This window comes from Arcobacter iocasae (assembly GCF_042214795.1).
Classification (GTDB): Bacteria; Campylobacterota; Campylobacteria; order Campylobacterales; family Arcobacteraceae; genus Arcobacter; species Arcobacter iocasae.
This window is the reverse complement of the sequence record NZ_CP090177.1, coordinates 1,952,116-1,964,047: the sequence shown is the minus strand read 5'-3', so window position 1 is coordinate 1,964,047 and position 11,932 is coordinate 1,952,116. Positions and strand designations below refer to the sequence as shown.

Sequence of the window (11,932 nt, the reverse complement as noted above, 5' to 3'; positions counted from 1 at the left end):
TTTCAAAACCTTTATGAGTCAAGCATCTTTTCTAATTGTTTTTTTTGTTTATCTGTTAAAATATTATAAATCTTTTCTGTCAAAGAAGCTTCATATTCTACCATATTTTTATAGTTATTCAAAGATATGCCGATATATTTATTTTTATCAAATTTTCCATCTTTAAATGCTTTTGAGTAAGATTGGATTTTTAGATTTGAATTATTTGTATAATTACCACTATCTTTTTTTAAATCCACTGCAAATAAAAATGTTGATACTAAACTACTTAGTAACAATACAGTTATAAGAATTCTTTTCATGTATACCTCCTTAATTATAATATTACAATTGTGGCAGAGACATATAACCATTTCTAAATAAAATGTTAACTCAAAGTTAATATGTGTTACAAAAATATTCATATGATTTTCATATGATTTTGAGATTAAAAAAAACTAAGCTTCATAAACTTTAATTAGTTATACTTATGCAATTTAATTATAAAGGTATCTAATTATGAAAAAAATAACCGAACAAGATATAATAGATAGTATAGCAGACGCATGTCAGTACATATCGTTTTATCATCCAGAAGATTTTGTAAAAGGAATGGTAGAAGCTTATAATGTAGAAAAAGGTGAAGCTGCAAAAAATGCAATAGGACAAATATTAATAAATTCAAAAATGTGTGCAATGGGTCATAGACCTTTATGTCAAGATACAGGAAGCGTTAATATCTTTGTAAAAGTTGGATTAAAAGCTAACTTAGACATTAAAAAAGAGTTAGTTGATTTATTAAATGAAGGTGTTGCAAAAGGATATACAGATCCTGACAATACTTTAAGATATTCAGTAGTATCAGATCCTGCTGGAAAAAGAGTAAATACAAAAAACAATACACCAGCTGTTATTCATGTAAGTGTAGATAATTCAGATGAGATAGATATTACAGTTGCAGCAAAAGGTGGAGGAAGTGAAAATAAATCTAAATTTGCTGTATTAAATCCAAGTGATAGTATTTATGATTGGGTTATGGAAAATGTTAGAAATATGGGAGCTGGATGGTGTCCTCCTGGAATATTAGGAATTGGTATTGGTGGAAATCCTGAGAAAGCTATGCTTTTAGCAAAAGAGTCTTTAATGAGTCATGTTGATATACATGAACTTAAAGCAAGAGGTCCTCAAAATGCACTAGAAGAGTTAAGACTTAAATTATATGAAGATATTAATAAAGTAGGAATTGGAGCTCAAGGTCTTGGTGGAATAACAACTGTACTTGATGTTAAGATATTAGATTATCCATGTCATGCAGCATCACTTCCTGTTGCTATGATTCCAAACTGTGCAGCAACAAGACATATTCACTTTAAACTAAAAGGTGATGGACCAGCAGTATTTAATAAACCAGATTTAGATTTATGGCCAGATATTGAATTACCAATGGATACTATTAAAAGAGTAAATATAGAAGATTTAACAAAAGAGAATTTATCTCAATTTAAATCAGGAGATACACTTTTATTATCTGGAAAAATCTTAACAGCTAGAGATGCAGCACATAAAAAAATAGTTGAATATAAAAATGCAGGTAAAGATCTTCCTAATGGAGTTAAATTAGAAGATAGATTTATTTATTATGTTGGACCAGTTGATCCTGTAAGAGATGAAGCAGTAGGACCTGCGGGACCAACAACATCTACAAGAATGGATAAATTTACAAAAGATATGATGGAAATAGGAATCATGGGAATGATTGGAAAAGCTGAGAGAAAACAACCAACAATTGATTTAATCAAAGAGTATAAATCAATGTACTTAATTGCTACTGGTGGAGCTGCTTATTTAATATCACAATCAATTAAATCAGCAAAAGTCTTAGCCTTTGAAGAACTTGGTATGGAAGCTATATATGAGTTTGAGGTTAAAGACATGCCTGTTACTGTAGCTGTTGATACTGAAGGTGTTTCTATTCACACTACGGGGCCTGCTAAATGGAGAACTATCTAAAAACTTAGTACAAAGCTTCTAGCTTTGTACTATTTATTTAAAAATACATATGGATTTTGTGCTACCATTTTTTTATGACAACTCTTTTTAGTTTCACCTTCATGTGAATGTGAATGACAAGAAGAACTTTTATCTCCTTTGTGCTCTTTAACTATTTTTTGAAGTTCATCTATTGATAACTCTTTTAAGCTATTAGTAGTATAGTTTTCTAATACCTCATTTGTAGTAACTCTATCATTACCTGCATACAATACTTTTATAGCCGTTTTAGAAATAGCTTCAAAAGGTTTAGCACCCATCTCTTTTATTACTATTGTATCTACGCCTTTTTCATTAAACCAATTAATAAGTTTTGAACCTCTTTCGTATGGATTTGCCTCAATACTTAAATTTTTGCCATCAAAAAAAGCAAAATATTTTGCTTTACCAAACAGGGGTGACACCGCTGCATTTTCTTTATTTGTTTTTAGTGGAAATGTAATCATTTTTATTATCCTTGTTATAATAATATTTATATATATTCTGCGCTAAATTTACAAAAAGCATAAAAAAAAAGAAATAGATAAAAGTTCTTTTCATCAATTTAATCATATTAAATTTTCTTTATGTTCCATTCTATTAATTTATAAGAAATATATATCACCAAAGGCCATGAAACAAGCCAAATAATTGAACTTAAATATTCCATTTTAGCTCCTAATATTTATGATTATGAGAATCTTCCATCTCATCTTTAGTTATTTTCACTTTATCCATTTGATACCAAGCATAAGTTATATATGCCAAAACAAAAGGAACAATTAGTGAAACATACGACATAGTAGTTAAAGTATAATGACTTCCTGAACTATTTTGAATAGTCAAGGAACTTTGCATATCATAAAGTGAAGGATAATATGAAGTTCCATTTAATCCAACATTTAAAAACAAAGCCATTACAGTTAATACAATACCAACACCTGCTGTTTTGATACAACAAGTTCTATTAAAATGAATAGTCATAAAAACTGCAATTATAACCATCACTAAGCCTATTAAAAACATTCCTAAAACTATTGGCATCTCTACAAAATTATATAAATATTTGTACTCTTGATAATATACCAATCCATTATTATCATAAGCAAAACCACTTTTACTCAAAAGTAAATATAAGAAAATCAAAAAGAAAAATAGGAAAATAAGCATATCAATTTTTATACTTCTTATTGCTCTTTGTTTTATGGTTTCATTATCAATATTATTTATAAAATATAAGGCTCCTGAGATTCGCACTAGAAAAAATAGTGCAAAACCTAAAGATAGATTAAATATACTACTTGCAGCTTCTAATCCTCTAAGTGAACCATGCCAATGGGAAAAATTATTTGAGTCTACACTAAAACTTGAGCCAGAAAAAAATGTAGCTATAGCAATACCTAATAAAATCACACCTAAACTTCCGTTTATAAAAAGGAAAAACTCATAAACTTTTTGACCTAAAAAATTATTAGCTTTTTTTCTAAATTCATAACTAACTGCTTGAATAATAAAACAAAATAAAATTGCCATCCAAACCCAATAAGCTCCACCAAAACTTGTAGAATAAAACAAAGGAAAAGCAGCAAAAAGTGCTCCTCCAAAAAGTACTAAGGTAGTAAAGCCTAGTTCCCATTTTCTACCAAGTGAATTTATAAGCATAGTTTTTAAAGTTTCATCGCCTTTTGATAATCTTCCCAATAGGGTTTGTCCACCTTGAACAAACATAATAAATGCAAATAATCCACCTAAAAGTGAAATTATTATCCACCAATACTGTTGTAATTGAAGTAAAGTCAGATTTTCAAACATATTAATGTCCTCCTTCAAAACCAAGAGATATTTGTTTAAGCATTATTTTTATCTCAGCTATAAGAAGCAGTGTAAACAAAACTGCAAACAAGAAAAAGCTTACTTGTACACTTGAAGATGAGATATCAGTAACTGCAATCCCAACTGGCATCAAATCTTGTATAGCCCAAGGTTGTCTTCCAACTTCTGCTACTATCCAGCCAGCTTCACTTGCAATATATCCTAAAGGAATAGATACTATGGAAGCTATTAAAAGAGTTTTATATTTCAAGATATCTTTTTTTATACTAAAAAATAAAATTAAAACAAAAAGAAGAAAAAACCATGTTCCAAGTGCTACCATTGTATGAAAAGAGTAAAAAGTAAGGGCAACAGGAGGAACAACATCTTCAGGTTTTTTCAAGTGTCCATATCCAAAATATTTCATATTTTTTTCTAAAATAGATCTACTTATTAATTGACTTACTAAATCATCATTCTTTTTTGCGTCTTTATATTCTTTTAGTGCATCAATAGCAATTTTCCCTTTTATCATTTTTGATTCAACAGATTCAATACCGTACTTTTCATTTCCATAAACCAAATCTTTTAAACCAGGAACAAAAGAATTTATGTCATGAAATGCCAAAAAAGAAAGGGCATAAGGAGCATTGATTTCAAATAAATAACTCTCTTCATCATTAGTTAAATTCTTATTAGGATTTAAAATACCAATACCAGTTATTCCAGCTTTCTCTTTACCTTCATATAAACCTTCCATGGCAGCTAGTTTTACAGGTTGTTTCAGTGCAACCTGATGGGCAGATTCATCTCCTGTTAATAAAATAAATATTGAAGTGATTAGTCCAAAAGTAGCACCAACTATCATTGATTTTTTTGCAAATTTGGTTTCTCTTTTTTTCAATAAAAACCAAGCAGATACTCCTACTACAAATAAAGAAGCCATAATATAACCACTTGAAATTGTGTGCAAGAATTTTGTTATGGCAACTGGAGATAAAATAACATCCCAAAAATTATTCATCTCATTTCTAACTGTATCTGGATTGAATTTCACTCCAACTGGATATTGCATCCAACCATTTGCTACTAAAATCCACAAAGCACTTAAATTTGAACCAATGGCTACAAGCCAAGTTGAAAGAAGATGAAATTTTTTACTTACCTTATCCCAACCAAAAAACATAACAGCAAAAAAAGTTGACTCCATAAAAAATGCCAAAAGTCCTTCTATTGCTAAAGGAGCGCCAAAAATATCTCCAACAAACCACGAATAATTTGCCCAATTAGTTCCAAACTCAAACTCCATAATAAGTCCAGTTGCAACGCCAATTGCAAAATTTATAGCAAATAGTCCCATCCAAAATTTTGTTGTTTTTTTCCAGAACTCATCGCCAGTTTTTACATAAATAGTCTCCATAAAAGCTATGATAAATCCTAATCCCAAAGTTAAAGGAACAAAAAGCCAGTGATAAATAGCAGTTAATGCAAATTGGGCTCTAGACCAATCTACTAAATGTGCTTCCATATTTAATCCTTTGTAATATTTTTATATACAAAATTTATTTTTTCTTTGGTAGTTTTATATTCACTATTTATTGATTTATCATAAATGTAAAAATTTAGAAGAGCTATAATTATAACTACTTTTATAATTATAATTTTCCATAGAGTTTTCCCTAAAGTAAGGTTTTTAAAGCCATCAATGTAAAAGTTGAAAAATTTTAAATATTTGTACATTTTTAATTCTTTAATAATTTAAACTTATTATTATTTTGGAAGTATACAACTTAAATATTAATTTATTATAAATAATATTATTACTTTAGATTATAATTATAAGATAAAAGAAGAATAACAAGAACTAAAATTATCTAATTTAGCACTAAAATATTAATTTTATACCCTTAATACCTATTTTATAATATAATAATATAAAAAATAAAAGTCTTGTAATGAAATTATCCAATTTGATATTGAAAGCTATCTTTTTTACAGCAATTGCATCTACCTTTCTTGCATTTGTAATTAATACACTTTTTGAATATAATAATTTCTTAAATGAAAAAGATCAAATGAGAAAAGATTTTACTGAACAAAAGAAAAGTGAGATAAAGCGTGAAGTAAATAAGATGTATAACTATATATCTTATAATGAAAATAATATTATAATAAAAGCAAAAGAAAAATTACGAAATAGAGTAAATGATGCCTATGCCATTGCTTATAAAATATACAATAAAAATAAAAATATAAAAACCGAAAAAGAAATTCAATACTTAATAATTACTACTCTACAAAATATCACCTATGAATCAGATACATACTTTTTTATCAATTCAAATCAAGGTAGAGCAATACTTTTTAATAAAAAGTCTTATTTAGATACTAATAAAAATATTTGGAATCTAAAAGATGAAAAAGGTACTTATTTTATTCAAAAACAAAGTAATATAGCACTAAATAAAAAAGAGGGTTTTATAGATAACTTTTTTGTAAAACCAAATACAGAAAAAAGTAAGCCATATGATAAATTGACTTTTATCAAACTATTTGAACCATATAACTGGCATATAGGAATGGGATTTTATATTGATAACCTTACTAATGAAACCAAAGATGAAGTATTAAAATATATTGCCTCAATTAGGTATGGGGAAGATGGATATTTTTTTATCAACTCTTTAGATAAAAAGGCCTTAATTAATGATGGCAAAAGAGCAGTCCCACCTATAAATTATCCTAATGACTCACTATTTCAAAAGCAACTAGATGCAATAAAAAATCCTGCTGGTGGATTTTTCTTTTATAAATTTAAGAAATTAAACTCTTCTGATAAGTATGAAAAATTAGCTTTTATAAAAGAGTACAAAAAATGGGAATGGATTATTGGTACTGGTGCATATATGGATGAACTTGATAATGAGTTATTAAAAAAACAAAAACAATTAAAAAATGCAATTATTATAAAATCAAGTATTATTCTTTTTATATTTATATTTATATTTATTCTTATTTATTTCGTATCTAAAAAAATAACCTCTTTTATTGAATTAAACATAATAAATTTAATTTCACTTTTTAATTCAGCCTCATCAAATTTGAAGAAAATAAATTTAAATAAGTTTTCTTTTGTAGAGTTTAGAACCATCGCAAAAAAACTAAATAAAACATTAAAACTAAGAAACAAAGCAGAAAAAAGAGTTCGTGATTTATTGGAAATAATTAATAAAAATGTAATCATAACAACTACAGATGTTAGTGGTAAAATACTAAGTGCAAATGATTCATTTTGTAAAATTTCAGGATACACAGAAGAAGAGTTAATAGGCCAGTCGCATAATATAGTTCGTCATCCTGATATGCCAAAAGAGACTTATAAACAAATGTGGAAAGCTCTTCTTAATGGTGAAGTTTGGGAAGGTGAAATAAAAAATAGAAATAAAAGTGGTATAACATATTGGGTAAAAGCAACTATTTATCCAACTTTTAATAAAGAAAAAATAAAAGGTTATACAGCAATAAGACAAGATATAACTGATAAAAAAAGAGTTGAATACCTTTCAATAACAGATGAATTAACCCAAACTTATAATAGAAGATATTTTAATACAAAAATAGAAGAAGAGATAAATAGAGCAAAAAGAAATAACTATTATTTAGCTTTTATTATGTTAGATATTGATTACTTTAAACTATATAATGACACTTACGGTCACCAAGAAGGGGATGAAGTCCTTGTAAAGGTTTCTCAAGTATTAATTAAGCATACTGCAAGAGCGAGTGATTTTACATTTAGATTAGGTGGAGAAGAGTTTGGAATTCTTTTTTCATACAAAAATGAAGAAGAATCCTTAGAATATGCAAATTCAATTAAAGATGAAATTGAAGCTTTACAAATTGAGCACAAAAAAAATAAGACAAGTCCTTACTTAACTATTTCACTTGGATTGGTTGTTAGAGAAGGTAAAAAACTTGAAAGTGTTGATACTGTTTATAAATTGGCAGATGAAGCACTCTATAAAGCAAAAGAAAGTGGTAGAAATAAAGTATGTGTAAGTATTTAAGAATTATTTTCTTAAATACTTTAAAGCAGTGGCAATAATATCATCATCATCTTTACTTGGTGATTTTATTGTCTCTTTTGTATCATCATTTTTAGTGAAAGTTACATTCATTTCATAACTTGATACAGTTTTTATCTCTTTTTGTAAAGCTAAAACTTTTATCATAATTAGTTCTAAAAATTGTTTTGTAGGAATATCTGGTTTCCCAAATCTATCTTCCATCTCTTCTTCAATTTCATAAATAGCTTCTTTTGATTTTGCTTTTCCAAGCCGTCTATAAAGCTCTAACCTTACTCTATCTTCAACTATATAATCATGTGAAATAAAGGCAGAAATAGCAAGCTTTATATCTACTACTTGACTCTCTTCTTTTGATTCACCACTTAAAACAGCAAGTGTATCTTCTAACATTTTTAGATATAAGCCATATCCTATTTGTTTGATATGTCCACTTTGAGCTTCACCTATGATATTTCCACCACCTCTTATTTCTAAGTCTTGGTGGGCTAAGGCTGTTCCACTTCCTAGGTATGAATTTGACTCTAAAGCAAGTAATCTTTTTATAGCATCACTTGTGATTTTTTTCTTATCTTCAACTATAAAATAACAAAAACCTTCTTTATGCCCTCTCCCTACTCTTCCTCTTAGTTGATGTAAATCTGCTATTCCAAATCTATCTGCACCATCAATTATCATTGAGTTTGCATTTGGTAAGTGAAGTCCTGATTCTACTATTGAAGTTGCTAATAAAATATCAAATTTCCCATCATTGAAATCTTCGATTAATTTTTCAGCTTTTACTTGAGTGATTTTAGAGTGAATCATCTCAATTTTTATATTTGGTAAAATCTCTTGAATATCTGCTTTTTTACTCTCCATAGAAGCAATATTATTATGCACATAAAAAAGTTGTCCACCTCTTCTTTTTTCCCTTAAAACTATCTCTTTAATAAGTTTTATCTCAAACTCTTTAACATAAGTTCTTACTCCCAATCTCTCAGTTGGAGGAGTTAAAAGCGAACTCATACCTTTTAGTTTTGATAGGGCTAGATTTAGGGTTCGAGGAATTGGAGTTGCACTCATTGAGAAAATATGAACATCTTCTCTTAGTTCTTTTAATTTCTCTTTTTGTTTTACACCAAATTTATGCTCTTCGTCAATTATAACCAAGGCTAAATCTTTTGTTTTAATATCAAGTAAAGAGTGAGTTCCAACTACTAAATCTATATCTCCACTTTCTAGTGCTTTTTTCACATAGGTTTTTTCTTTTGCAGTTGTTTTTCCATCAAGTTGAGCCATTTTTATGCCATACTCATCAAACCTTTTTTTCATACTATGAAAATGTTGAGAAGCCAACAAAGTAGTAGGACATACAAAAAGAGCTTGATGTCCATCTAAAATAACTGCTAAAAGTGCATTCATAGCAACTTCTGTTTTACCAAAACCAACATCACCAGAAAGCAATCTATCCATCACTTTTCCACTACTTAAATCATCAAATAGCTCATTTATACTTCTTTTTTGATCTTTAGTATAGTCAAATCCCGCACTAGTGCTAAAATCTTTTAATATTTTTTTATCACAATTTATTTTAATACCATTTACAAGTTCTCTAGCAGCTGCTAATTTTATAATATCATTTGCAATTGCAAATAGTCTATCTTTTACTTTATCTTTTAGTTTGGCAAAACTTCCCTTACCAAGTGTATCAACAACAGCATATGAACTTCCATCAGCCACATATCTATCTATTAAATCTATATTTTCAACTGGTATTAAAAGCTTATCTTCATTTGCATATTGAACTATTACAAAGTCTCTTTTTGCACCCATTACAACAACAGGCTCTATTCCTTTGTATTGTCCAATACCATGTTGTTCATGTACAACAAAATCATTTACAAGTAGTTCATCAAGGACTAGTTTGATTTTCTTTTTTCTTTTTTTCTTTATCTCTTTATTTAAAGAGATAATTACCTCATCATCACTTACAAGATTTATAATATATGGTTCAAAAACATATTTTATTTTTTTGTCAGCTAAGTCTAAATCAAAACTTTTTACTTTGGCTTCAGTTGTTGAAATGATAGTATGTTTTTTGCCATCATGAAAAGTTAAAAACTCTTTTACATTTGCTGGTTGTATTATTTGGTATTTTTTTGCTTTTGGTATTTTTGGAAGTGTTAGAAACTTCTCTTTATCTATTCTTTTTGCCTCAAAGATATAAGCTTCTTCTAATTCATCAAGGGCATTATAAGTAATATATGAATCAAACTTTGAAGGTAAATATTCACCTAAATCATCTAAGTACCAAAAACCTAAAGAGTGAATATCTTTTATAAAAGCATCACTTTCAACAGTTTCAAGTTCTTCATTGATTCTATCTATCTCAGATTCATCTAAAGCTAAAAAAGCAGGGGTAATATTAAAAGAATCTATCTCTTCTTTTGATGATTTTTGATCTTCTATATCAAACTCTCTGATACTTTCAACCTCATCATCAAACAAACTTACTCTAAAGCCTTTAACAGCTCCTAAAGGGCAAATATCAAGAATATCACCACGAAGAGACACTTCTCCCTCACTTGTAACAATATCTACAAAATAGTATCCCCAATTGTAAAGTTTATCTTTTAACTTTTCTAAATCAATGGTTGAGGCAAACTCTATTTTAAAAGAGTCAAAACACTTTTCAACTGGCATTTTAAAAGAAGCTGTTCGTAAAGGTATAACTAATACTTTATTTTGTTTTTTATAAGTATAAAATTCATTTAATGTTTTTGTGATATTTTGTAATTCTTCAGAAAAAGATAATAAATCATCTCCAAAGTTTGCCCTAAAGTCAGCTAATACAAAAGGTTTTTTCTCATTGTAAGATAAGACATCAGAGGCCTCTTGAGCCTCTTTATCATCACTTACAATTAATAATTTACAATCATTTTTCTCTTTAAAAAATTCAAATAAGCCGTTCAATACTATTTAACCTCTTCAAAATCATTTGTAGTTTTGTCATAAGTATATGGAGGGTATGGTGTTTCATTAAGTAAAAATACCATATTACAAGAGTCAAACGCTGTCTTTTGTAAACCTTTTTTAAATACTTCTAAAATATATGCCTTTGTAGAAAATGTTGTTGTACTTGAAATCCCAGTATAAACAAATTCTTCTTCTGGAACGATACTAAAGCCCTCTTTTTTTAAGTGCTTCTCAAACTTCTCTTTATCTTCTAAATTTTCTACTTCTAATATAACTACTAACTCAATATTTTCCAATTTATCTCCTAAAGTACTACTGTACTAATTAAACCAATAAGTCCACCAAAAACTCCACCCCAAACAACTAACCAGCCAAGGTGCTCTTTAATCATCTTTTGAACAATCTCTTTTACCATCATAGGAGTTAACTCTTCAAGTCTTTTATTTACTATTGAGCTAACCTTCTCATAAATGTCATCGCTGATATTTGATGAGCCTAAACTTTCGTGCAAAGAGTTTTGAAAAGATTCATTCTTTGAAATACTAACAATGGCACCTTTTAATTTTCCTACAAAAGGTTCTTTTAAAGGCTCTAAAGCAGCTTCTCCACCAAACATCCCTAACATATTTCCAAATGGTGACTCTAAAACTGCTTGTTTTAATGAATCAAAAGCTGGTGTAAAATCTGTTTTTTCTAATATTGGGGATAAGTCAAAGTTTGATTTTTTTGAAGTAATTTCTTCTTCAAAAAATTTTTGCAAATTTTCTTTTGTAAAAAATTGATCCATTATTAAAGAATGAATTCCTTTTTTAAACTCTTCAAATCTATTTTCAACAACGCCAGAACCATATAAAAAAGGAACTTTTTCAAAAAGCATATGAATTGCTAACGCATTTGTAATAGCTCCACTTAAAGCAAAAAGCCCTACCATAAAAAGCATATCTTGTTTTAAAACAAAACCTAAAACAACTACCAATAAAGATAGTAAATTTGTAACTAATGATTTGTTCAAAAACTTCTCCTTTAACTTTTTTTGTGGAGTTTACCATAATATAACAAAGGAAAAAATC

General features: G+C 28.1%; 10 protein-coding genes. 2 read left to right on the top strand and 8 right to left on the bottom strand.

The genetic code is table 11. The features are described from left to right. Window positions 1-11: 11 nt before the first annotated feature. Window positions 12-302, bottom strand: a complete 291-nt coding sequence (locus tag LXN10_RS09860; RefSeq protein WP_375722864.1) for a hypothetical protein — start codon at window positions 300-302, stop codon at window positions 12-14. A 196-nt stretch (window positions 303-498) separates the two neighbouring features. On the opposite strand from LXN10_RS09860, the gene LXN10_RS09855 reads away from it, so the two are divergent. Then, entirely contained in the window at window positions 499-1,989 is a 1,491-nt protein-coding gene (locus tag LXN10_RS09855; protein ID WP_375722672.1) for a fumarate hydratase, read from the top strand. A 29-nt stretch (window positions 1,990-2,018) separates the two neighbouring features. Here the strand turns inward: LXN10_RS09855 and LXN10_RS09850 are convergent, their stop codons facing one another. The 4 genes from LXN10_RS09850 to LXN10_RS09835 form a co-directional block, all read right to left on the bottom strand. Further along, entirely contained in the window at window positions 2,019-2,474 is a 456-nt protein-coding gene (locus tag LXN10_RS09850; RefSeq protein WP_013134483.1) for a NifB/NifX family molybdenum-iron cluster-binding protein, read from the bottom strand. Window positions 2,475-2,685: 211 nt separating this feature from the next. Further along, window positions 2,686-3,819 (bottom strand): cytochrome d ubiquinol oxidase subunit II, encoded by a 1,134-nt coding sequence (cydB, locus tag LXN10_RS09845; protein ID WP_375722863.1) that lies wholly within the window; start codon window positions 3,817-3,819, stop codon window positions 2,686-2,688. Between the two features lies 1 nt (window position 3,820). Continuing rightward, window positions 3,821-5,347: a cytochrome ubiquinol oxidase subunit I gene (locus tag LXN10_RS09840; protein ID WP_375722862.1), complete on the bottom strand. Its 1,527-nt coding sequence runs from the start codon at window positions 5,345-5,347 to the stop codon at window positions 3,821-3,823. 2 nt (window positions 5,348-5,349) lie between these two features. Beyond that, window positions 5,350-5,559 (bottom strand): DUF4492 domain-containing protein, encoded by a 210-nt coding sequence (locus LXN10_RS09835; RefSeq protein WP_375722861.1) that lies wholly within the window; start codon window positions 5,557-5,559, stop codon window positions 5,350-5,352. Between the two features lie 215 nt (window positions 5,560-5,774). Here LXN10_RS09835 and LXN10_RS09830 point away from each other — a divergent pair, with 215 nt between their 5' ends. Next, on the top strand, window positions 5,775-7,886 hold the full coding sequence (locus LXN10_RS09830) for a cache domain-containing protein (RefSeq protein ID WP_375722860.1): 2,112 nt from the start codon (window positions 5,775-5,777) through the stop codon (window positions 7,884-7,886). A gap of 3 nt (window positions 7,887-7,889) precedes the next feature. Here the strand turns inward: LXN10_RS09830 and LXN10_RS09825 are convergent, their stop codons facing one another. From LXN10_RS09825 to LXN10_RS09815, 3 genes are read right to left on the bottom strand one after another with little or no spacing between them, the layout of a single operon-like run. Next, window positions 7,890-10,859 carry a DEAD/DEAH box helicase gene (locus LXN10_RS09825; protein ID WP_375722859.1) on the bottom strand — a complete coding sequence of 990 codons (2,970 nt, stop codon included), beginning with the start codon at window positions 10,857-10,859 and terminating at the stop codon, window positions 7,890-7,892. A gap of 2 nt (window positions 10,860-10,861) precedes the next feature. After that, window positions 10,862-11,158 (bottom strand): hypothetical protein, encoded by a 297-nt coding sequence (locus LXN10_RS09820; RefSeq protein ID WP_375722858.1) that lies wholly within the window; start codon window positions 11,156-11,158, stop codon window positions 10,862-10,864. A gap of 8 nt (window positions 11,159-11,166) precedes the next feature. Then, window positions 11,167-11,874 carry a DUF445 domain-containing protein gene (locus LXN10_RS09815; protein WP_375722857.1) on the bottom strand — a complete coding sequence of 236 codons (708 nt, stop codon included), beginning with the start codon at window positions 11,872-11,874 and terminating at the stop codon, window positions 11,167-11,169. Window positions 11,875-11,932 lie beyond the last annotated feature (58 nt).

Bases quoted from the DNA above. Each gene is read 5' to 3' on its own strand.
- LXN10_RS09860 (WP_375722864.1), bottom strand. From the start codon at position 302: ATGAAAAGAATTCTTATAACTGTATTGTTACTAAGTAGTTTAGTATCA.
- LXN10_RS09855 (WP_375722672.1), top strand. From the start codon at position 499: ATGAAAAAAATAACCGAACAAGATATAATAGATAGTATAGCAGACGCA.
- LXN10_RS09850 (WP_013134483.1), bottom strand. From the start codon at position 2,474: ATGATTACATTTCCACTAAAAACAAATAAAGAAAATGCAGCGGTGTCA.
- cydB (WP_375722863.1), bottom strand. From the start codon at position 3,819: ATGTTTGAAAATCTGACTTTACTTCAATTACAACAGTATTGGTGGATA.
- LXN10_RS09840 (WP_375722862.1), bottom strand. From the start codon at position 5,347: ATGGAAGCACATTTAGTAGATTGGTCTAGAGCCCAATTTGCATTAACT.
- LXN10_RS09835 (WP_375722861.1), bottom strand. From the start codon at position 5,559: ATGTACAAATATTTAAAATTTTTCAACTTTTACATTGATGGCTTTAAA.
- LXN10_RS09830 (WP_375722860.1), top strand. From the start codon at position 5,775: ATGAAATTATCCAATTTGATATTGAAAGCTATCTTTTTTACAGCAATT.